Consider the following 20,268-nt stretch of genomic DNA (forward strand, 5'->3'; position numbering starts at 1 on the left):
CGATTCACAGTGCGTTGATCCGGTCGCGGAGCTGCCCGGAATGGATCAGCGACCTCAAGATGTAGTGGTCCAGATTTCGGAACCCCAGCGCAATACCGCGCAGGTGGTCCAATCTCCCGTTGACGGCTCCGACGTCGAAATACGCCAAAATATCGGCCCGACGCCGCCACAACATGCGCCCGAACTGCGCCAACTCCTCCAAGCCCTTCGGCAGCGCCCTGCGCAGCGTGTCGATCAACCCGGCCATCAACTTCTTGCCCCGTGACTTGTCCGGGGCCCCGAACGCGGCGATGACGTCCTGGTCTCACGTTGCAGACGCTGCCGACACGCGGTGAGCTTCTCGGCGGCCAGGTGCACCACATGGAATGGGTCCATCACCTTCGTCGCCGCGGGCAGGGCGTGGTCCACGGCGGTGGCGTAGCCGGCGAAGCCGTCCATCGTCACCACCTGAACCGATTCGCGGAATGCTTCGCTGCGTTGCTGCAACCAGCTTCGTAGCACCTCCGCACTTTCGCCCGGGTCGCATATCGATCAACCGCGCCGGCCCGCGCCCATCGACCAGCGGGGTCAGATCCACCAGCACCGTGACCATCGAGGAGGGCTCGCCCGGCCGGCGGGCGTGTTTCCACACATGCCCATCGACACTGAGTATCCGCACCTCAGCCAGGTGATCGCCGGAGTCGTAGACGAGGTTGCGGACCGCCTGAACCGCGATCTTGTTGACCAGCTGCCACCCGACGCCCAAGGCTTTCGCAGTGGCTGAGACACTCATGCGGTCGATCGCGAGGCGTTGCAGGATCCAGCGAGTCACCCGGTGGGTCAGTTTTCGACCCATCGTCCGCACAACCCAGTGAAGCCTGGAAGATCTTCCGGCTGCAGGCATCGTTGGGGCAGGTGAACCGCGGGACACGGACGTGAAGTCGCGTCGGGAAGCCGACGACCGGCAGGTCCACCAGCTGCCGGGTGACGTGATCTCGCAGCACACCTGCATGTTTGCAGCCAGGACACTGATCGTCGACGGTCACCGGGGCGACGTCCGCGGCGCCAGTGATGGTCAATCCGATTTCAGCGGTGCGGCAGATGGTGTCAGCTACGAGGTTGCCAGTAGTGTGCATTGTAGGGTCCTGGTTCGGTCAGATGAAGGTGTGGTAACTCTCATCTTGTACCGGCCAGGACCTCTATATGTTGTGCCACACCGCATCGGCCCCACCGTCAGCCATGCACTCCGTATCGCGAAGAGCCCGTTAACCCTCGGGAAATCCCGTCGGGACCGCGAGGAAACTCCCCTCTCGTAGATTCACATTTGTCCTACATAACGGACACCGATCAACGAGAAGGAGTGCTCATGCCTGCTGCAGACGTAGCGTGGATCCTCGCCGCATTCTCCCTGGTGCTGCTCATGTTCCCGGGACTGGCGATGCTGTACGGAGGGATGCTCAACGGCCGCAGCGTCCTGAACATGATGATGATGGTGATGTCCTCGCTGGCGGTCACCACGGTGGTCTACATCATCGTCGGTCACGGGCTCGTCGTCGGCGACAGCGTCGCCGGCCTACGACTGATCGGCGACCCCCTCGAGTTCGCCTTCTTCAACGACCTCATGACCGACGACGGAAACGGCACCACCCTGAACACGGCGTTCTTCACCCTCTTCGCCGCCATCAGTGTCGCCCTGGTCTCCTCCGGCGCCGCCGGCCGTATGAAGTTCGATGCCTGGATGATCTTCGCCGCCGTCTGGGTTCTGCTCGTCTACGCCCCCATGGCCCACTGGGTCTTCGCCGCCGACGACGAGGAGGCCGGCACCACCGGCGGATGGATGATCAACGTCCTCGGCCTGCACGACTTCGCCGGTGGCACCGCCGTGCACATGAACGCCGGCGCAGCGGGCCTCGCCCTGGCCGTCTTCCTCGGACGACGCGCCACCAAGGACCACCGGCCCCACAACCTCCCGCTGATGCTCATCGGCGCGGGCATGATCGCCATGGGCTGGATGGGCTTCAACGGCGGCACAGCCGGCGGAGCGAACTTCCTCGCCCAGTACGTGATCCTCACCTCCCTGCTCTCCCTGGCGGGAGGAATGCTGGGCTTCATCATCATGCAGCGGGTCGTCAACGGCCACTACACGCTGATGGGCCTGGGGACCGGCATGATCGCCGGTCTCGTCGGCATCACCCCGGTGGCGGACGCCGTCCACCCCGTCGGAGCGGTGTTCGTGGGCATGGCCGCCTCCGCAGCCGCTTTCGGCGCGATCAAGCTGGCACGACGCTACGGCGTCGACGACTCGGCGGACGTCTTCGCCGTCCACGGCGTCGGCGGGATGGCGGGTGCCATGTTCGTCGTGTTCTTCGGCGCGGCCGCCGCTCCGGCAGGACGTGCCGGGATCTTCTTCGGCGGCTCCCCCGACCTGGTCTGGCGGGAGATCGTGGCGATCGTGGTGACCGTCTCGTTCTCCTTCCTGATGACCTACGCGATCGCCTGGGTGATGGACAAGATCCACCCCATCCGCATCACCGAGGAGGACGAGGGCCGCGGGATCGACGCAGCGATCCACGACGAACAGGCCTACGACAGGACGATGGAGCCGGCCGGCACCGCCGACCGCACCATCAGCTGAGCTGGCATGTTCAGGCCAGTTCCGGCTTCTCCCACAGGTTCAGTACCGTGCCGAGGTTCTTCTCCTCGGCGGTGGCGTAGAGGTCGGTGGCCCAGGCCACGTCCTCGACGGGCATGCCGCCCACGGAGTACACGGTGACGGTCTCCGGGTCCCAGCCCGGGGCCTTGCCCTCGGCGACGTCGGCGATGACCTCGATCTTCGACTTGTCGAGACTTCCCTCACGCACCAGGTCGTACCACTTCGTCCCCGGGATGCCGAGCAGCACGAAGGCCTGGTCGCCGTACTCCTCCTCCCACGCCTCGTAGAGACCGTAGGCGTCGAGGACGAGGCGGGCGTCGCCGGCGAGGAAGTCGTCGTCGAACCGGGCGGCGGCCGGGGCCGCGACGAGACAGCCCGGCTTCAGCCACTCCTCCTTGAAGTACGGGAAGGCCGACGGGCCGGCGAAGTCGGTGGTGGTCGAGGCCATCACGATGTCGGCGTCGGTCACCGCCTCCTCGATCGAGTCACAGCCCACGACCTCGACCCGGGGGTACTCCCCCTGGATGTAGTCGCGGAAGGAGTCCACACCACGCTGGCTGCGGCCCTTCACCTTGATCGTCGTGATGCCCGGGCGCAGCGCGAGGATCGCGTCGGTGTTGGTGCGCGCCATCACGCCTGGGCCGACGACAGCCAGGGTCGTCGAGTCCGGGTTGGAGAGGTACTTCACGCCCACCCCCGGCACCGCACCGGTGCGGACCGCGGAGAGGATGTTCGCGCTCATGATCGCCTTCGGCGCGCCGGTCACCGTGTCATTGAGCACGAAGACGTGGATCGAGCGCGGCAGTCCCTCCTTGCGGTTCTCCGCATTGGACCCGTACCACTTCACGCCGGTGTTGTTGAAGCGTCCTCCCAGGTAGGCGGGCATCGCCATGAACCGACGGTCGGGACCGTCGGCCGGCATGCCGTCGAACTCGGGCTTCTCCGGGAACGAGATCATCGCCCCGTGGGAGTTGTGGTTGAGTCCGGCCATCATGTAGTCGCCCCTGTTCAGGAGGATGAGGGTCTCCTCCATCACGTCCACGCAGCGGGCGATGTCGCGGACCCCTGCCTCGATCATGGCGGGTTCGCTGAGGTAGCGGAAGTTGATGCTCGTGTCGGGTGTGGTGGTGTCGGGCTGCTCGGCCATGTCGGCACTCTCCTTGGTGGTTACCAGTGTTGAACAGAAGTAAATTTTATGGCGGGGGATTTTCCCGTCGGTCTCGCCCTGATTTCGGGCGCATTAAGGTTGCCGCATCAGGAACGCCAGGGACCTGACCAGGGCGCGCAGTCCTGCCAGGACGTCGGCGTCCGCGGCGTCCTCCCGCGGGGAGTGCGAGATCCCGTGCGGTGAGCGGACGAACAACATCGAGGTCGGTACGCGTGTGGCCAGGATCCCGGAGTCGTGACCTGCCTGGGTGGGAAGTTCCGGCAGGTACTCCCCCGCGTCGGCGGCGAGCTTGGCGTGCACGTCGCGCAGGTCGGCGTCGAATTCCACGACGGGCGCGTAGGACACCCGCGTCACCGTGCAGGTCACGCCATGGTCCCCGGACGCCTGCCGGGCGGCCTGCGCCACCCGGTCGACGAGGGACGCCAGGGTGCCGTCGTCGGCGGCGCGCGCGTCGAGCAAGGCGACGACCCGGGCGGGAACCACGTTCGGGCCGGCAGGTTCGACGTGGAAGCGCCCGAAGGTGGCCCGGGCGTCCAGCGCTCCGGCGGCCGCGCGCGCCGCCAGCACCGTCTCGGCGAACGGCAACGCGGCGTCCTTCCTGTCCTCCAGACGCGCGGTCCCCGCATGGTCGGCGACGCCGTCGAAGACGAACTCCCACCGCCCGTGCGGCCAGATCGCCGAGGCCACGCCCACGGCCGCGTCGAGACGTCCGGCGAGGTTCCTCCCCTGTTCAACGTGCACCTCGACCTGTGCACCGATGCGCGCGAGCTCCTGCGGGTCCTCCCCCACGTCCTGCGGGTCGGCGCCCGCGGCGGTCATCGCCTCGGCGAGGCTCACCCCGTCGGCGTCGACGAGTGCGCGGGCGGTGGCGGGGTCGATCGCCCCGCTCATCAGCTTGGACCCCAGGCAGGCGACGCCGAAGCGTGCACCCTCCTCGTCCATGTAGTCCACGACCGCCAGGGACCGCGGTGCGGCGAAGGAGCCCGCCTGTTCCGCGGCCTGCAGTTCATCGACGGCGAGGAAGCCGAGGACCACGCCGAGGGGGCCGTCCCACAGTCCCCCGTCCGGCACGGAATCCAGGTGCGAGCCGGTGACCACGGAGCCCTCGCGCGGCTCGCCCCACCAGGCACGCAGGTTGCCGTTGGCGTCGGTGGCCACGTGCATGCCGCGCTCCCGGGCCTGCGCGGTGAATCACGCCCGCAGCGCCCGGTCCTCTGCGGTCCAGGAGAAACGTCGTACACCGGATTCGGTGACGCCGATCTCGGCGAGCTGCGCCCACATCCGGTGGAAGCGCCCGAGGGCGGCGTCGGGGTCCCGGAGTTCGTTGATCCCGTTCATGCCGGTGGTCCTCTCCTCAGGGTCGCAACGCACTCGTCACGTCCCCGTCACATGTGTAGTGTTTCATGTCAGTATCGTTTGATTCACAAGAAGAATCACCCCCACGATAACCCAGCCACCCGGCCACCACAACAGGGAGCATCCGAAGATGGGCACCACGACCAGCACGAAGAGCACGGAAAACACCGCGAACTACGACTACGTCATCGTCGGCGGCGGTCTCGAAGGCCTCGCCATCGCCTGGGGGCTGACCTCCCGCGGGGAGAAGAGCGTGCTCGTGCTCGAACGCGGGCAACTCTGCGGCGGCATGACCGGCAAGTCCTCCGGCGTGGTTCGTTCGCATTACGGCACCCCGTCGGTGGCGAAGATGGGGTGGAACGGAACAAAATTCCTCCACCGGGCCGAGGAGATCCTCGGCGACGACTGCGGCTTCCGCAACTGCGGGTACATGGTCGGCGTCGGCGCCGAGAACTCCGACGCGCTGAAGGCCAATGTCGCCATGCAGCAGGGTCTCGGCATCGACGTCTCCTTCATCACCGGTGACGACGCCCGCGAACTGTGGCCCGGCCTGCGTGTCGACGACTTCGACGCCATCGCCTACGGACCGCTCGGTGGACGCGGCGACGCCCCGATGCTCGGCATGGCCTTCTCCGTCGCCGCCCGCCGGCAGGGCGCGACGGTACGCAGCGGCGTGAACGTCACCGGCTTCACCTGCGGCGCGGACGACAGGGTCACCGGTGTGGCCCTCGCCGACGGCTCCACCGTCGGTGCCGGTCAGGTCATCCTCGCCACCGGCGCCTGGGCCCGGCAGCTGGGCTCCACCGTGGGCCTCGACCTGCCGGTGCACGCCCAACGCGCCCAGTTGATGCTCGTCTCCCCCGGCGCCGACCTGGGACGCGTCCCCGTACTTTCCGACCTGGTCAGCCTGCAGTACCTGTGCGGTGAACCCAACGGCGAAATCCTCTGCGGCAATTCCGACCACCGCGATCCCCACTGGGCGGACCCGGACAACTACCGCAACAGGGCCGACGACGACTTCGTCGAGTGGACCATCGGCAAGCTCATGCACCGTCTGCCCGACATGCCGAACCCGGCGCTCAGCTCGTCCTACGCCGGCTGCTACGACACGACCCCCGACTACAACCCGATCATCGGGCCGTCCGGGGTCGACGGACTGTTCCTCGCCGTCGGCTTCGCCGGACACGGCTACAAGATCGCCCCGGCCGTCGCCGACCTGCTGCTGGACGGAGCATCGTCGGACGCGGACGTCCCGGCGTCCGACTTCCGACTGGGGCGCTTCGCCGAGAATGACCTGACCCGCAGCCTGCACCCCTACGTAGGTGCCGGCGAGATGCGGTGAGGATAGGATCTGACCCCATGCCGAACCCTGAACAGGACACAGCACAGGACACCGCACAGGACACCGCACAGGACCATGAGATCGACCCGGCGTCCGCCGCGAAATCCCGCGCCGACGACCGGGCGATCGAGGTCAGCCTGGGACGTCGCGTGCGCGCGCTGCGCACCTCGCGCGGTATGTCGCTGACCGGCCTGGCCGAACGTTCGGGACTGTCGCGCGCGATGCTGTCGAAGATCGAGAACGCCCAGACCTCCTGTTCACTGACCTCGGTGGCGCACCTCGCCGAGGCACTCGACGTCCCGGTGCCGACCCTGTTCCGTGACGCACAGGTCGAACGCCCCGCCGCCCACACCCCCGCCGGCACCGGCACCCGCATCAGCGGTCGCGGAACCCGTCACAACCACGTCTACGAACTGCTCGGATCCTTCCGCGGCCACGGTGACACCTCCTCGGGGCCGCACCTTGAGCCGGTGCTCGTGACCCTGCACGACCGTTCGGAGACGCACCCTCGTTTCCAGCACCCGGGCACCGAACTGATCTACATGCTCGACGGCGACATGACCTACCGCCACCAGGACACCGACTACCGGATGCGCCCCGGAGACGCCCTGCTCCTGGACGGTGAGGGAGTCCACGGTCCCGTCGAGCTGACCGAACTGCCCATCAGGTTCCTGGCCGTGACCGCCTACCCGGAGGAACGCACGTGACCCCACCCACCGTGGCCGTCCACCACCCGAGCGACCACCGTCCCCACGACCCCGCCTTTCAGTCGCTGCTCGACCTGCTGAACGACCGCATCGCCGCGGCCGTGCGGAACCTGGGGTGGCGGGTGGAGTTCATCGCAGGTGACAGTACCGACAGCGCCGAGAGTGCTGAGAGTGCTGAGAGTGCCGACATGATAGTCCTGGCAGGTGGGGAGGACGTGGACCCGGCGCTCTACGGTGCCGGGGCGTCCTGCGCCGGTGCCGGACGTCACCTCACCACCGCCGACCAAACCCACATCCGGGTCGTGACCCGGGCGGTGGCCGAGGGAGTGCCGGTGTTGGGCATCTGCCGCGGTATGCAGCTGGTCAACGTCGCGCTCGGCGGCACGTTGGTGCAGGACATGTCCAGCAGCCTGCCCACCTGTGCAGGCGCGCACGGTGCCAACCACCGACGCGAGGACGGCCCGGACCCCGGAGTGTTCACGCGCCTCGCCGGCGGCCCGGCGGGGATCGTCCCCGACGGCCCTGCCGTCTGCATCCACCACCAGGCGGTGGACCGGCTGGCACCGGGGCTGCGGGTCGTCGCCCGGGCCTCCGACGGCACGGTCGAGGCGGTGGTCCACGAGACCGCCCCGGTGACCGGGGTGCAGTGGCACCCGGAACATCCGGCCGCAGCGTCCGGAAACCTGACCGACCTGCTGCTGCGGATGCAGCGGCAGGCGGCAGTGCGTCCGGTGCGTCCGGTTGGTGTCCACATCGGGTGAGTCCCGCTCAGCGCACGGCGTCCTCCAACTCGGTCGCCTGCGCCACGCTCTCCTCCGGCACCGCACGCCAGGCCGCGAGGAGCAGGAGCAGCAGCGCCACGATACCGGCCACGCCCTGGGCGTTGGCCAGGATCCACGGTTGCCCCACCGCGTCCTGTACCCACCCCCAGTCGGCGATCCTGTAGTGCAGAAACACGTTCGCCACCACCAGCAGCGCCGCCGCCGTGGTCGTCGGCCAGTCGCGTGCACCACCCAGGAGCTGGGAGGCAAGCAGTGCCACGGCCACGATCACGCCCGACCAGTGGTGCGTCACCGCGTACGGTGCCGCCACGCTCACCGCCAGGACGAGCAGCAGCAGCGTGGTCACCGGACGTCCAGCGCGCAGCAGGCGCCGGGAGGCCCAGCCCGCGGCCACCGCGACCACGAGCAGGACGGGCAGCATCACCGTCTGCGCCAGGTCGCCGTCCATCCCCGCCCGGGTGAGCAGACCGGTCGCCGCCTGGTTGGCTTCGAAGGACGGCGGGCCGGCGCGTTCGTCGTCGAAGAACTCACTGGTCCAGAAGAACACCGCCTCGCCGGGGCGCATCAGCCAGCCGAGTGCGGCGGTCACGAGGAACGTCCCGGCGGAGCGCGCCAGGTCACCCCACCGACGTGTCACCAGGAACACCAGGGCGAACGCCGCCGGGGTGATCTTGATGCCGGCCGCCAGACCCACCCCGACACCACGCAGCCGACGGGGCGTGAACCCGAGGACGTCGGCCGTGACCAGCAGCACGAGGAAGACGTTGATCTGGCCGAACTCCATGTTCGCCCGCAGCGGCTCCATGCACAGAGCGAGACCGAGCATCGGCAGCGCCACCAGCGGCGCCCACCGCAGTCGCAGCCGGTGGGCAGCCATCGCCAGCACCGCCCAGGACGCCACCACCGAGGCCAGCGTCCAGAGCATCTCCATGGTCTGGTCGTTGAACCAGGTCAGCGGGACGAACAGGGCGGCCGCGAGCGGCGGGTAGATGAAGGGGAAGCCGGTGCGGGAGTCCAGGTCGTCGCCGTAGAGTCCCCCACCGTCGACGATCGCCTGCCCGGTGTCCCGGAACACGCCCAGATCCAGCAGGTAGCTGTCGCGCGCATATCCCAGCACCCATGCGCACTGCCAGACCAGCAACCCGACCCCGATGACGAGCGCACTCACCGCGGCGATGCGTCCAGCCCTGCTCTGCGGCTGGTCACGGGGCTGGTCACGTGGCTGACTCCCGCGAGTCTTGACGGCGGTGTCGTGCGGTGCGGAGATCGTCATGGTGGGGCGGATCACTCCATCAGGTCGGTGACGAGGGACGGTCCATCAGGCTAGGGAACCGCCCTGGCCTGCCCGTCCGTGACGACTGACAGGTTGCTGGCCAGGCCCTGTCACCAGATGAAGCGGCCGTCCTGCCCGAAAGACGCCGGACGCACCTCGGTCACCCAGTCAGGACGCACCGGACCGTAGATGTGCGGGTAGTTCTGCCCGTCACCGGCGTCCTCTTCGAGGACCTCTGTGCCGGCCGCGCGGACGCGGTCGTCGTCGATGACCAGGACGCACAGGGCGGCGTCCTCGTCGCGGTAGAACCTGCGGGCGGTCGGCCCGACCTGCTCCCGAGTCGAAGCGTGGACGAAGCCGACGCTGTCCACGGACAGCCCCACCGTGGACACCCGGTACTCCCCTGTCTCCAGGGCGGCGGTCCAGTCAGGGACCCGTGCAATGTGGAAGATCGTCATGCCACCACTGTGCCGCAGTCCGGCCCCTCCTGCTGAAACTGAGTTCACGATGTGGGAGAATATGACCATGAAGCTCCCACACGATGATATCGATCCCGACGGCCTCCTCGAGTACTCCGTCGTCTTCACCGACCGATCCCTCAACCACATGTCGGCACGGTTCACCACAGTCATGCAGGACATCCGCGACGTTCTGATCAGCGCCTACGACGCCGACACCGTCGCCGTGGTCCCCGGGGGCGGCAGCTACGCGATGGAGGCGGTCGCCCGCCAGCTCGTCACCGACAAGCGCACCCTCATCGTCCGCAACGGGCTGTTCTCCTTCCGCTGGTCGCAGATCATCGACGCCGGACGCATCACCGACGACGTCACCGTGCTCAAGGCACGTCAGACCGGCTACGAGCCGACGTCCACCTGGGTGCCCGCCCCGATCGACGAGGTCACCGCCGCGATCCGCCGTGAGCGTCCCGAGATCGTCATCGCACCGCACGTCGAGACCGCCGCCGGCATCCAGCTCACCGACGCCTACCTCACCGCCATGGCCGACGCCGCCCACGAGGTCGGCGCCCTGGTCGTCCTCGACTGCGTCGCCTCCGGAGCGTCCTGGGTCTCGATGACCGACACCGGGGTGGACGTGCTGGTCAGCGCCCCGCAGAAGGGCTGGAGCGGAACTCCCTGCGCCGGCTACGTGATGCTCAGCCCCGCCGCGCGCAAGGCCGTGAACGCCTCGACGTCCTCCAGCTTCGCCGTGGACCTGAAGAAGTGGCTGTTCATCACCGACGAGTACGGCGAGGGTCGCACCCCGTACCACGCCACCCTGCCGACCGACGGTCTCGCGCACAACGCCGCGCTGATGGTCGAGGCCCGCGAACGTGGCCTGGAGAACCTGCGCGCCGCGCAGATCGAACTGGGCACCAAGGTCCGCGCGCTGCTCGAGGAGCACGGGATCCAGGCCATCGCCACCGGCGAGTTCGCCGCCCCCAGCGTGGTCGTCGCCTACACCGACGACCCTGCCGTGAAGTCCGGCGCGAAGTTCAAGGAGGCCGGCGTGCAGGTCGCCGGCGGTGTCCCGCTGCAGTGCGGTGAGCCGGAGAGCTTCTCCACCTTCCGCCTGGGCCTGTTCGGCCTGGACAAGCTCGCCGACGTGGACGGCGCGGTCGACCGACTGCGCACCGCCCTGGACAAGCTGGGGATGTAGGGCCATGCTCTTCGCATTCTCCATCGCCCCCTCGACCACCCCGGAACCAGACGGTTCGATGGCCCACATCGTGGCCAAGGCCGTGGAGGTCGTCCGGGAGTCCGGGCTGCCCCACGAGACCACGTCGATGTTCACCACGATCGAGGGTGAATGGGACGAGGTGATGCCCGTCGTCAAGCGCGCCTGCGAGGCCGTGGGCGAGTACTCGCCGCGGGTGTCGCTGGTGCTCAAGGCCGACCTGCGGCCCGGGCACGACGGCGAGATCACCGGAAAGGTCGAGCGTCTCAACGCCGCCATCGACGGGGACGGTCAGTGACTGCTACCCGGCAGACCCCGCTCAGCTCACCGACGCGGCGGCGTTGCGCTCGGTGAAGTAGTCCGCCGCACGCACCGGCGCGTAGACCGCCCCACCACCGACGGGAGGCGCGAGGGGCTCGACGACCTGCGTCATGTCCGGCTCCATGAAGGCGATGATGCTGTACAGCTCCTCCGAGGGCGCGTCCTCGCTCGGTGCGAGCACCCTGTGCCGGGTCGAGCGCCACCGGTCCCCCGTCCACCGGGCCAGCAGGTCGGCGATGTTGATCGTCAACGCCCCCTCCACGAACGGGGCGTCCTGCCACCTGCCGTCGGCACCCTGCACCTGCAGTCCGCCGTAGCCGGGCTGACGGTCCAGGATGGTGACCAGCCCCCAGTCGGTGTGCGGGGCGATACGGTACTGCCCCTCCTTCGCCCGCCCCACCACCGACAACGCCGGGTAACGGTTGATGTTGAAGGTGTGCGGCGAATCCCCCGCCCGCTCGACGAAGTAGCCCTCGTCGAGCCCGAGGGCGGTGGCGAGCATCTCCAGCAGGTCGCGGTACAGCGCACGCGCCGCCTCGGCCCAGCGCGACACCAGCGCTTCGAGCGCCGGGACCTCCTGCGGGTACACGTTGGCGCGGAAGTACGTCTCGTCGATGTCGGCGTCCCCCGTGGCGTGCTCACGGCCGAAGGTCAGCGTCTCCTTGAGGTCGGCCTTGTCGACGTCGGGGACGTCGCCGTAGTAGGCGTTCGCCTCGTCGCCCGTGCGGATCCAACCGCGTCCACCGACCACCGTGCGGTAGCGCTCCTTGAGATCGTCCGGCAGGGCGAAGAACTCTGCGGCGGCCGCGCGTAGTTCCGACGACAGTGACGGGTCGATGCCGTGGCCGGAGACCATGAAGAACCCGGAGTCCTTCATCGCCCGGTCGAGGCGGTCCGCCAGGGCCCTACGCCGGTCCGCGGGTGCATCACGCCAGTCCGCGACGTCGAACAAGGGGATATCCAGCATCGTGCCCGTCAAAGGTTTGCCTCTCTTCAGCCAACTGTGTGTGGGTATCGTACACCCACCTCACACAGAGGCAAGGACCTCCTTCAGGACGCTGCGGACGTCCTCGCGCTGCCCCGCGGACGCCATCCCCGTCACCGTGAGCGTGACCACGACACGCCGCGCCGCGGCGTCCTTCGGCGCGACAGCGACCTCGAAGGACGTCCCGTCGTCGAGGGCGCTACGCCAGTAGGACCGTTTCGGTGTGTCGGAGACCCGCGGTTCCCCGACCGGACGCAGCGACGTCCCCTCCCCCGACACCAGCGCGCCGACCACGTCGCGAACAACGCACACACCCGCGTCACCGTCGGTGACCACGGCCGCCACCTCCAGCGTGCGCGACGCCGCGACCTGGAAATCTCCCCCGCTCGACTGGCCCGTGGCCCGTCGTCCGATCTGCTTCTCGTAGGCGACGGTGGCTCCCTGGCCCCACCACCCCGGGTTGTCCAGCCCCTGCCCCACCATCAACGGGTGCACCGCGGCAGCCAGCTCGGCGTGGGACAACCGCGCGCCCCCGGCGTCCTCGAACACCGTCACGATGCGGCGCCACCCGACCCCCGCCCCGCGCTCCACACGACGAATCTCCGCCCGGAGGTCATCCTGGGACGCTGACGGGGCCATGTCCGGTCACCTCACACGTGCCGACTCGATACGCGCCGGTGCGACGTAGGCGGTACCCGCCGTGCACAGGATCGCGCCGAGGGTGAGGAGCGTGTTCCAGTCGCCGTCCAGCAGGCCGCCGAGCAGCACGTAGACCACCCCGGCGGCGATGGCCAGGGCCAGGATCGCCGCACCGAAGAGGTTCTCGTTGCCCGTGCCCACCACCGGGATGTACAGCAGTCCGGCGAGGACGCCGACGATGCCGGCGATCAGCCCGTAGACCACCGCCGCGCCGGGGCCCTGGGCCGCCCACCCGGTGATCGCCGAGACGATGAGGTCGACGACCAGCAGGATCGCGAAGGAGATCACCGCGCACAGCACGCCGAGGATCACCAGGTTGATGACGACCTTCTTCGTGTCGAAGCGTCCGGCCAACAGGTTCTCCGGCTGCTGCCGGGGAGGCTGCTGGGGCTGGTACTGCTGCTGGTAGCCCTGCCCCTGCTGCGGCTGCTGGGGCGAGTACTGCCGCGTCGGCTGGTTCTGCTGACCGTAGCCACGGTTCTGGTCAGGACGGTAGGGCTGCTGGTTACTCATGCGCCCAGTCTTCCATCAGGTCACACCCGGATCAACAACTCCCCGTGCGGCATCACGAAGACCGCCGCCTCGTCCGCCGCCCAGGAACGCCAGCCGGCGCAGATCCCCGCGGCGTCCTGCACCTGTGCTGCCTCAGCAGACTCAGCCGCCTGGGTCCGGCGGATCCAGCTGTCCGCCAGCCACGACGCCCCCGCGCCGTGGGTGTAGGTCCACGTCGAGGTGGTGAAACCCAGCTGCCCGGGGCCGAGGCCGGCCTGCCGGGCCCAGGCGGGCAGCAGGCGTCCGGCGTCCGGCTCCCCGCCGTTGGCACGGGCTCGGCGACGGTAGTCGCGCTGCCACCCGACCAGCCCCTCGGGCTGCGGGTGGAAGAACATGCCGGCGTAGTCGGCGTCGCGCACCGCGACGACCCCGCCCGGGGCGGCGACGCGCACGAGTTCGCGCAGCACGGCGACCGGATCGGCCACATGTTGCAGTACCTGGTGGGCGATGACCACGTCGAAGGAACCGTCGGCGACGGGCAACGCATGGGCGTCGCCGAGCGCGAACTGCGCGCCGATGCCGCGCTCCTCGGCCAGCCCACGGGCCGCGCGCAGGGGCTCGTCGGTGTTCTCCACACCGGTGACCTGCGACGCCGACCCGCCGAGTCCGGCGACAATGGCGGCAACGTCGAGGGTGATCGATCCGGGACCGCAGCCCACGTCCAGCACGCGGGAGTCACGGTGCAGGTGCGGCAGGACGAACGCCAACGAATCCTGCGCGGTGCGGGTCAGGTGGTTGGCCAGCACGGCCGGTCCATGTCCGTGGGTGTACTTCATCGCGCAAGCCTCCTTCTCATTCTTAACTGAACCGGATGCCGGCGAACTGGTGGGACTGGGCCACGAGATTGCCGTCGGCGTCCCACACCGTGGCGGACTCGTCGACCCGGTCCCCCTGGACCAGGTTCGCCTTGAGCAGCACGTTCACCGGGCCGGGCACCGGCGTCGCCCGCACGTAGGTGGACAGTTCGATGGTCGGCACCCAGCCGCCCGGGCGCACGTCGAACGTCGCCGGCGGCAGGATGTCCGCGGCCAGCAGCAGCGACTCCGGGGTGAAGTCCTCCCCGTCCGGCAACTCCACCCAGGCCCGCACCTCGCCGAGACCACGGGGTGCGGAGTCGGCGATGACCTCGGTGAACGCGCTCTGCCCCGGGTGCAGGTACAGCCCGGCGTGGTGGAGGATCTCCACCGGGAACTGCTCGCGCGGCGGGACGTACCGCGTGCAGTCGTCGAATCCCGCGCCCGGGTCGGGGAGGTCGTCGGTGGCCCAGTCGACCGCGGCGTCCCCCAACGCCCCGAGGGTGAACAGCGACTCCCCGGTGATCTCGCCCTGCTGGCTCATCCGCACGCGCACCTGCGTGGTCGTGCGTCCGGCGCGCAGCAGCTCGGCGGTCAGCTCCACCGCACCGGGGCGCGGAGAGCGCAGGAAATGGGAGGACGCCGCGACGACGTGCGGGTGGGCGTCCCGCCCGGACGCCACCGCGACGGCGACGCGGGCCATGACGGTCTGCAGGTACCCGCCGTTCGGGTTGCCGAGGATCGTCCACCCCGCGTCGATGTCGGCGCTCCACTGGTTCTCGCCGGTCCGGGTGACGGCGCTGACGTCTGCGTATTCACTCACGCGGTTCACGATACCCGGCGGCTGCCTCTACCATTGGCGCTATGACGAAGCCTGCCCACCGTCCCACGTCCGTCACGGCGATCCGCACCGTCAGGGCCAGCCTGGGTGCGAGCCTCACCGCCAGCGCCCTGGTCCTGGCCGGGTGTTCGGTGCCGTGGAGCGACTCGCCGACCGACGAGTTCGTCGACCTGGTCAACGCCGGCGACTGGGCCGGCGCCGCCGAGCACACCGACGACCCCGAGGCCGCGGAGCAGTACCTCACCGAACTCGAGGGAAACATCGGCGAGACGACACTCCACCTCGAACTCGACGACAGCGCGACCACCGCGACGTGGACCGTGCCCTCCGGCGACGAGGTCACCTCGCAGGGTTCGCTGGGCACCACCGACGGCGGCAACGACCCGGTGGTGTGGGACCCGAAGATCCTCGACTCCGCGCTGACACCGCAGACCTCCGTGTCCTACTCCGACGACCGCGCCTTCGACCTGCCCGTCCTCGACGCGCGCAATGACGCGCAGATGTCGTGGACCACGGTGACCGTGTTCACTGCCGCGGCCACCGAGGAGATGGAGCCGCAGGAGCAGGCGTCCGCCATTGCCGACGCGGCGCGTCCGGCGATCGACGACCTGGACACCGACTCCGTCGCCACGCAGATCACCGAGGCCGGCGAGGAGGCGACCACGCTGTTCTCGCTGCGTCCGGAGGACGCCGGGGACGTCGCCGACGCCCTCGGCGCGGTCCCCGGGGTCGAGTCCCGGGAGGAGGGCCGGCTGCTGTCGTCCTCCGGGACGTCCTCCCCGGTCGACGGAGACCTGCGCGCCTACTGGGAGCAGCGTCTCGACGACACCGCCGGTTGGACGCTGACCACCACCGCCGACGAGGAGCAGGGGCTCGAGGGCGAGGTGCTGGGCCAGGAAGCGCCCGCGGAGTCCGAGCCGGTGCGCACCACGATGGACATGGGCATCCAGGCCGCCGCACAACGCGCCATGGACGGTGAGGACCGGGCCGCCTCGATCGTGGCGATCGACCCGTCGACCGGCGGGCTGCTGGCCTCCGCGCAGAACAGCGCCGCCGACGGGCAGGGCACCCCGGCGATGACCGGGCAGTTCCCGCCCGGGTCGACGTTCAAGACGGTGACCACCGCCGCCGCGCTGGGCCGGGGCACCGTAGGCCCCGACGACGAGGTGGAGTGCCCCGCCGAGGTCGAGGTCGACGGCCGGGTCATCCCCAACGACCAGGACTTCGACCTGGGCACGGTGCCCATGCACACCGCCTTCGCCGAGTCCTGCAACACCACCCAGGCGTTGATCTCGCGTGACCTGGAGCCCTCCGACATGAAGGACACGGCGATGCAGCTCGGCCTCGGCGTGGACTTCGACGCCCCGGGCATGACCAGCATGACCGGGTCCGTGCCGGTCACCGAGCCCGGTGCGGCACGCGTGGAGGCCGCGATCGGGCAGGGTGAGGTGCTGTCCTCGCCGTTCGGGCTGGCGCTGATGGAGGCCTCGGTCGCCAACGGCGGGTCGATGGTGACCCCCTCGGTGATCCAGGGTGAGGAGACCACCGCGACGACCGCCGACGGGGAGGACGGGGAGACGGGCGCCGAGCCGGAGCCGCTGGACTCCGGGGTCGTCGACTCCCTGCGTTCGATGATGCGCGAGGCGGTGACCTCGGGAACGGCGTCGTCGCTGAGTGACATCGACGGTCTCGGCGGCAAGACCGGCACCGCCGAGGTCGGCGAGGGTGACGCCCACGGCTGGTTCGTGGGCACCGTCGGCGACATCGCCTTCTGCGTGTTCATCGAGGGCGCGGACTCCTCCGGCCCCGCCGTGGAGATGGCCGGCGACTTCCTGCGCGACGACGCCCTCGCTGACGTCACCGGGGCCTCGGGCAGTTAACATGGCCGCCGAGCCGGACGATTGAGTCCGGTAAGAACCTGTACAACTCTGTACATCTCCCCGAGACCCACCGAGGAGTGGATCCCAATGACCCTCACGCGAAAGATCCTGACCGGCGCCATGACCGCCGCGACCACAGCTGCCCTCGTCGGCTTCGCCGGTGCCCCGGCGGCCACCGCCGAGCCGGTGCAGTCCTCTCTCCCCGACGCCCCGTTCTCCGGCACCTGGGTCGACGTCGACCCCACCGGTGCCGCGGAACTCACCTTCGACGACGGCCGGATCTCCGGCACCGACGGGTGCAACGGCGTCGCCTCGTCCTACACCGTCGACGGCAACGTCGCCGAGGTCGAGCCGTTCGCCTCCACGCTGATGGCGTGCCCCGGGCCCACGAGCGACTGGCTGCAGGGCGCCGCCAGCGTCCACCACTACGGTGCGCTGCTCGTCGTCCACGACGAGGACGGCGGGGTCCTCGGCGCCCTGCGCCCGGAGATCTGATGCACCGCCGCCGCAGTTCCGCCCTCGTCGCGACGCTCGGCGCCGCCGTCCTCGCCGTGGGCCTCTCCGCCTGCGGCGGCGACACCGACGGGGGCGGCGCGTCTTCCACCACCACACCGAGCACGGAGGCCACCACAGTGACTGCCCCAGATCCTGACTCGTCCCTGACAGGAACGTGGGTCGACCCCGACGGCAACGGCTACCTCACCTTCGACGGTGAGGGCGGGGTGACCGGCAGCGACGCCTGCAACGGCATCCGCAGCACCTACGAGAGCGATGGCGAGACCGGCGGCGAGACCGGCGGCGCGAGCGTCGCCCCCTTCCCCACCACGATGATGGCCTGCGGGGACGGCTGGTCGCAGTGGCTGCTCGGGGTCAGCACCGTGGAGCTGCACGGTGACTCGCTCACCGTGCTCGACCAGGACGGCGGCGAGCTCGGCACCCTCGTCCCCGGTGAGGCGCCTGAGTGAGCGTCCGGTGATCCGTCTGGTCGCCACCGACCTGGACCACACGCTGCTGCGCGGTGACCGGACGGTCAGCGACCGCACCGTCGCCGCGCTGCGCTCGGCGCGTCGGGCCGGGATCACGGTCGTGCCGGTGACCGCCCGCAACGTCGTCGGCGTGCGCGCGGTGAACGCGCGCACCGGTTTCGACTGGTGGGCCGTGTGCGGCAACGGCGCCTACGCCGTCCACCTGGGCACCTCCGACGACCGGAGCGCAGAACCCCTGTTCGCCACGGCGGCCACGCCGGACGCGCTGCGTCGGGTGGTGGCCACGGTGCGTGCGGGGTTCCCGCGCGCCTGCTTCGCCGCCGTGCGCGAGTGCGGGGCCCGGTTCATCGCCGAGGACGACTACGCAGCCCTCGCCTCTGCCACCGACCACAGCCGCGACCCGGCGTCGATGGAACGCGCCACCGTCGATGACCTGGTGGACGCACCGGCGGTGAAACTCGTCTTCCGCGACCCGGACGTCCCGGTGGACGTCCTGTTCGACAAGGTCAGCGCACTGCTGGCTGTGCGGGCCGAGGACACGGGGGTGGAGCTCACGATGTCCGGCGCCCCGTTCGTGGAACTCATGGCCGCCGGGGTGTCCAAGGCCACCGGCCTGGCCCGGCTGTGCTCGCACCTGGGCGTGGAACCCGGGGAGGTCCTCGCCGTCGGCGACGGCCTCAACGACATCCCCATGCTGCGGTGGGCCGGACGCGGCGTGGCCGTGGCCAACGCCGGGCCGGACGTGCGCGCCGCCGCCGACGAGGTCACCGCCGCCGCGGACGACGACGGCGTCGCCGTCCTGCTGGAAGGGCTCAGCGCGCAATTCAGCGACAGCGCGGCAGCACCTCCGCGATCGTCCTGACCGCCGGGTCGAAGCGTGCCGGGTCGGGCCCGGCGAAGTTGAGCCGCACGAACTGGCCGGCGGGTTCGGCCGGGAACAGTCCGTCACCGGAGGCGACGAGCACCCCGGCTCGTTCGCATTCCACCACGAGACGGTGCAGGTCCGTGCCGTCGGGCAGGCGAACCCACAGGTTCAGCCCACCGGCGGGCACCCGGGTGAGCACCGCCTCCGGCAGGTGGGTTCGCACCGCGTCGACCAGCAGGTCACGCCGCGAGCGCAACCGGGCGCGAAGGGAGCGCTGGTGGGTTCGCCACGCCGGCTGGCCGACCACGTCCAACGCCGCGGCCTGCAGCACCGGGCTGACGTACATGGTGGACGCCGCGACGTTGGCGCGGATACGCCCGCCCACCGGGCCGCGGGCGATCACCGCGCCGACCCGCAGCGTGGGCGAGACACTCTTGGTCAACGAGCGCAGGTAGATCACCCGTCCGGCGTCGTCGAGCGCGGCCAACGGCGGCAGTTCGGGGAGGTCGGTCATGCCGAAGTCGTGGGCCCAGTCGTCCTCGATGAGGAAGGCACCGTGGCGGGCCAGCACCTCGATGACCCCGCGCCGGGTGGCCTGTGACCAGGTCACGCCGGTGGGGTTGGCGTAGCGCGGCTGGGCGTAGAAGGCCCGCGCGCCGGTGCGGGTGAGGATGCGGTCGAGCTCGACGGGGTCCGGGCCGTCCTGCCCGCCGCCGGTGGGCACGAGCCGCACGCCGGACTCCCCGGCGGCGAGGATCGCGCCCCAGTAGGTCGGCGACTCGATGACCACCGGGTCGCCGGGGGCGGCGACGGCGCGGAAGATCGCGGCTAGGCCGCTCTGCGTGCCGGGCAGCACGGTGACGTCCGCCGCGGCGGCCGGGGCGGTGCCCGGTGGGGTGTGACGTCCCAGTTCGTGGGCGAACCAGGCGCGCAGCCCGGGCAGCCCGGAACGCGGGGCGGCGGTGACGGCGTACTCGCCACGGGCGGCGCGGACCAGCGCCTGGCGCACGAGCTTCTCGGGGAGCAGCCGGCGGTCCGGGTAGCCATTGTGCAGGCTGACGGCGTCGTCCGGGGTGGGACGCAGCGGGCCGTCGCCGGTGGCGGTGGCCGGGTTCGCCGCGCCCAGCGCCCCGGCCTGCCAAGAGTAGTCCGCGGGGCGCAGGCGTCTGACGCCCGCCCCCTCGGTGACGAAGGTGCCGACGCCGGGGCGGGTCTCCACCGTCCCTTCGGCGGCCAGGACGCGCAGGGCGGCCTGCACGGTCCCCGGCCCCACCTCGTGGTCACGGACGAGGGTGCGGGTGGCGGGCAGTCGTGTGCCGGGCGCGCGACCGTCGATCCAGCGGCGTAGTTCCGTCACCAACTGGGCACTGCTACTCTGCGCACTGCTACTCTGGGCCATGACAGTGAATAG

The 20,268-nt window shown here is 70.0% G+C and carries 20 protein-coding genes and 2 pseudogenes; 10 read left to right on the top strand and 12 right to left on the bottom strand.

Annotation, left to right across the window (positions count from 1 at the left end):
* Positions 1-4: 4 nt before the first annotated feature.
* Positions 5-1,115 (bottom strand): annotated as a pseudogene (locus ACT3TD_RS02400) (ISL3 family transposase).
* Positions 1,116-1,345: 230 nt separating this feature from the next.
* Between ACT3TD_RS02400 and ACT3TD_RS02405 the strand changes: the two are divergent.
* On the top strand, positions 1,346-2,614 hold the full coding sequence (locus ACT3TD_RS02405; RefSeq protein ID WP_301442883.1) for an ammonium transporter: 1,269 nt from the start codon (positions 1,346-1,348) through the stop codon (positions 2,612-2,614).
* Positions 2,615-2,624: 10 nt separating this feature from the next.
* Here the strand turns inward: ACT3TD_RS02405 and ACT3TD_RS02410 are convergent, their stop codons facing one another.
* The 3 genes and pseudogenes from ACT3TD_RS02410 to ACT3TD_RS02420 form a co-directional block, all read right to left on the bottom strand.
* The gene (locus tag ACT3TD_RS02410) at positions 2,625-3,779 is read right to left on the bottom strand and encodes a tyramine oxidase subunit B (protein WP_444614828.1); all 1,155 of its coding nucleotides are present in this window, start codon (positions 3,777-3,779) and stop codon (positions 2,625-2,627) included.
* A 93-nt stretch (positions 3,780-3,872) separates the two neighbouring features.
* Positions 3,873-4,979: pseudogene (locus tag ACT3TD_RS02415) on the bottom strand (allantoate amidohydrolase); the annotation flags it as partial.
* A gap of 12 nt (positions 4,980-4,991) precedes the next feature.
* The gene (locus ACT3TD_RS02420) at positions 4,992-5,138 is read right to left on the bottom strand and encodes a hypothetical protein (protein WP_301442885.1); all 147 of its coding nucleotides are present in this window, start codon (positions 5,136-5,138) and stop codon (positions 4,992-4,994) included.
* Positions 5,139-5,286: 148 nt separating this feature from the next.
* Between ACT3TD_RS02420 and ACT3TD_RS02425 the strand changes: the two genes are divergently transcribed.
* The 3 genes from ACT3TD_RS02425 to ACT3TD_RS02435 are packed head-to-tail and all read left to right on the top strand — an operon-like array spanning position 5,287 to position 7,966.
* Entirely contained in the window at positions 5,287-6,498 is a 1,212-nt protein-coding gene (locus ACT3TD_RS02425) for an NAD(P)/FAD-dependent oxidoreductase (RefSeq protein ID WP_441579834.1), read from the top strand.
* Positions 6,499-6,515: 17 nt separating this feature from the next.
* Positions 6,516-7,205 (top strand): helix-turn-helix domain-containing protein, encoded by a 690-nt coding sequence (locus ACT3TD_RS02430; protein ID WP_301442887.1) that lies wholly within the window; start codon positions 6,516-6,518, stop codon positions 7,203-7,205.
* Positions 7,202-7,966, top strand: a complete 765-nt coding sequence (locus ACT3TD_RS02435) for a gamma-glutamyl-gamma-aminobutyrate hydrolase family protein (RefSeq protein WP_301442888.1) — start codon at positions 7,202-7,204, stop codon at positions 7,964-7,966. The genes ACT3TD_RS02430 and ACT3TD_RS02435 overlap by 4 nt, the downstream gene beginning before the upstream one ends.
* A 7-nt stretch (positions 7,967-7,973) precedes the next feature.
* On the opposite strand, the gene ACT3TD_RS02440 is transcribed toward ACT3TD_RS02435, so the two are convergent.
* Positions 7,974-9,260 carry a glycosyltransferase 87 family protein gene (locus ACT3TD_RS02440; RefSeq protein ID WP_301442889.1) on the bottom strand — a complete coding sequence of 429 codons (1,287 nt, stop codon included), beginning with the start codon at positions 9,258-9,260 and terminating at the stop codon, positions 7,974-7,976.
* 110 nt (positions 9,261-9,370) lie between these two features.
* Positions 9,371-9,718, bottom strand: coding sequence for a DUF952 domain-containing protein (locus ACT3TD_RS02445; RefSeq protein WP_301442890.1), 348 nt, complete (start codon positions 9,716-9,718; stop codon positions 9,371-9,373).
* Positions 9,719-9,785: 67 nt separating this feature from the next.
* Between ACT3TD_RS02445 and ACT3TD_RS02450 the strand changes: the two genes are divergently transcribed.
* A complete protein-coding gene (locus ACT3TD_RS02450; RefSeq protein WP_301442891.1) occupies positions 9,786-10,916 on the top strand; it encodes an aminotransferase class V-fold PLP-dependent enzyme in 1,131 nt (376 codons plus the stop codon).
* A gap of 4 nt (positions 10,917-10,920) precedes the next feature.
* Positions 10,921-11,232 (top strand): thiamine-binding protein, encoded by a 312-nt coding sequence (locus tag ACT3TD_RS02455; protein ID WP_441579182.1) that lies wholly within the window; start codon positions 10,921-10,923, stop codon positions 11,230-11,232.
* 21 nt (positions 11,233-11,253) lie between these two features.
* Here ACT3TD_RS02455 and ACT3TD_RS02460 read toward each other — a convergent pair whose 3' ends face one another.
* From ACT3TD_RS02460 to ACT3TD_RS02480, 5 genes are read right to left on the bottom strand one after another with little or no spacing between them, the layout of a single operon-like run.
* Positions 11,254-12,222 (bottom strand): isopenicillin N synthase family dioxygenase, encoded by a 969-nt coding sequence (locus ACT3TD_RS02460; RefSeq protein ID WP_301442893.1) that lies wholly within the window; start codon positions 12,220-12,222, stop codon positions 11,254-11,256.
* Between the two features lie 60 nt (positions 12,223-12,282).
* Complete coding sequence (locus tag ACT3TD_RS02465) at positions 12,283-12,879, bottom strand: hypothetical protein (protein ID WP_441579181.1); 597 nt, start codon at positions 12,877-12,879, stop codon at positions 12,283-12,285.
* Positions 12,880-12,885: 6 nt separating this feature from the next.
* On the bottom strand, positions 12,886-13,452 hold the full coding sequence (locus tag ACT3TD_RS02470) for a hypothetical protein (RefSeq protein ID WP_301442236.1): 567 nt from the start codon (positions 13,450-13,452) through the stop codon (positions 12,886-12,888).
* 20 nt (positions 13,453-13,472) lie between these two features.
* Positions 13,473-14,267 (bottom strand): class I SAM-dependent methyltransferase, encoded by a 795-nt coding sequence (locus ACT3TD_RS02475; RefSeq protein ID WP_301442237.1) that lies wholly within the window; start codon positions 14,265-14,267, stop codon positions 13,473-13,475.
* A 22-nt stretch (positions 14,268-14,289) separates the two neighbouring features.
* A complete protein-coding gene (locus tag ACT3TD_RS02480; protein WP_301442238.1) occupies positions 14,290-15,108 on the bottom strand; it encodes a thioesterase family protein in 819 nt (272 codons plus the stop codon).
* A gap of 41 nt (positions 15,109-15,149) precedes the next feature.
* Here ACT3TD_RS02480 and ACT3TD_RS02485 point away from each other — a divergent pair, with 41 nt between their 5' ends.
* From ACT3TD_RS02485 to ACT3TD_RS02500, 4 genes are all read left to right on the top strand, one after another.
* Complete coding sequence (locus tag ACT3TD_RS02485) at positions 15,150-17,006, top strand: penicillin-binding transpeptidase domain-containing protein (RefSeq protein ID WP_301442239.1); 1,857 nt, start codon at positions 15,150-15,152, stop codon at positions 17,004-17,006.
* An 87-nt stretch (positions 17,007-17,093) separates the two neighbouring features.
* Complete coding sequence (locus ACT3TD_RS02490) at positions 17,094-17,501, top strand: META domain-containing protein (RefSeq protein WP_301442240.1); 408 nt, start codon at positions 17,094-17,096, stop codon at positions 17,499-17,501.
* Positions 17,501-17,971, top strand: a complete 471-nt coding sequence (locus tag ACT3TD_RS02495; protein WP_441579180.1) for an META domain-containing protein — start codon at positions 17,501-17,503, stop codon at positions 17,969-17,971. The genes ACT3TD_RS02490 and ACT3TD_RS02495 overlap by 1 nt, the downstream gene beginning before the upstream one ends.
* On the top strand, positions 17,955-18,854 hold the full coding sequence (locus ACT3TD_RS02500; RefSeq protein ID WP_301442242.1) for an HAD family hydrolase: 900 nt from the start codon (positions 17,955-17,957) through the stop codon (positions 18,852-18,854). Before ACT3TD_RS02495 ends, ACT3TD_RS02500 begins: the two co-directional genes overlap by 17 nt.
* On the opposite strand, the gene ACT3TD_RS02505 is transcribed toward ACT3TD_RS02500, so the two are convergent.
* The gene (locus ACT3TD_RS02505) at positions 18,817-20,256 is read right to left on the bottom strand and encodes an aminotransferase-like domain-containing protein (protein ID WP_301442243.1); all 1,440 of its coding nucleotides are present in this window, start codon (positions 20,254-20,256) and stop codon (positions 18,817-18,819) included. The two genes, ACT3TD_RS02500 and ACT3TD_RS02505, sit on opposite strands and share 38 nt — an antisense overlap.
* Positions 20,257-20,268: the final 12 nt, after the last annotated feature.

The sequence above is a fragment of the Corynebacterium sp. AOP36-E1-14 genome (assembly GCF_052377495.1).
Lineage (GTDB): Bacteria > Actinomycetota > Actinomycetes > Mycobacteriales > Mycobacteriaceae > Corynebacterium.

Coding starts and splice junctions, on each gene's coding strand:
- ACT3TD_RS02405 (WP_301442883.1), top strand. CDS start 1,346: ATGCCTGCTGCAGACGTAGCGTGGATCCTCGCCGCATTCTCCCTGGTG.
- ACT3TD_RS02410 (WP_444614828.1), bottom strand. CDS start 3,779: ATGGCCGAGCAGCCCGACACCACCACACCCGACACGAGCATCAACTTC.
- ACT3TD_RS02420 (WP_301442885.1), bottom strand. CDS start 5,138: ATGAACGGGATCAACGAACTCCGGGACCCCGACGCCGCCCTCGGGCGC.
- ACT3TD_RS02425 (WP_441579834.1), top strand. CDS start 5,287: ATGGGCACCACGACCAGCACGAAGAGCACGGAAAACACCGCGAACTAC.
- ACT3TD_RS02430 (WP_301442887.1), top strand. CDS start 6,516: ATGCCGAACCCTGAACAGGACACAGCACAGGACACCGCACAGGACACC.
- ACT3TD_RS02440 (WP_301442889.1), bottom strand. CDS start 9,260: ATGACGATCTCCGCACCGCACGACACCGCCGTCAAGACTCGCGGGAGT.
- ACT3TD_RS02445 (WP_301442890.1), bottom strand. CDS start 9,718: ATGACGATCTTCCACATTGCACGGGTCCCTGACTGGACCGCCGCCCTG.
- ACT3TD_RS02450 (WP_301442891.1), top strand. CDS start 9,786: ATGAAGCTCCCACACGATGATATCGATCCCGACGGCCTCCTCGAGTAC.
- ACT3TD_RS02455 (WP_441579182.1), top strand. CDS start 10,921: ATGCTCTTCGCATTCTCCATCGCCCCCTCGACCACCCCGGAACCAGAC.
- ACT3TD_RS02460 (WP_301442893.1), bottom strand. CDS start 12,222: ATGCTGGATATCCCCTTGTTCGACGTCGCGGACTGGCGTGATGCACCC.
- ACT3TD_RS02465 (WP_441579181.1), bottom strand. CDS start 12,879: ATGGCCCCGTCAGCGTCCCAGGATGACCTCCGGGCGGAGATTCGTCGT.
- ACT3TD_RS02470 (WP_301442236.1), bottom strand. CDS start 13,452: ATGAGTAACCAGCAGCCCTACCGTCCTGACCAGAACCGTGGCTACGGT.
- ACT3TD_RS02475 (WP_301442237.1), bottom strand. CDS start 14,267: ATGAAGTACACCCACGGACATGGACCGGCCGTGCTGGCCAACCACCTG.
- ACT3TD_RS02485 (WP_301442239.1), top strand. CDS start 15,150: ATGACGAAGCCTGCCCACCGTCCCACGTCCGTCACGGCGATCCGCACC.
- ACT3TD_RS02490 (WP_301442240.1), top strand. CDS start 17,094: ATGACCCTCACGCGAAAGATCCTGACCGGCGCCATGACCGCCGCGACC.
- ACT3TD_RS02495 (WP_441579180.1), top strand. CDS start 17,501: ATGCACCGCCGCCGCAGTTCCGCCCTCGTCGCGACGCTCGGCGCCGCC.
- ACT3TD_RS02505 (WP_301442243.1), bottom strand. CDS start 20,256: ATGGCCCAGAGTAGCAGTGCGCAGAGTAGCAGTGCCCAGTTGGTGACG.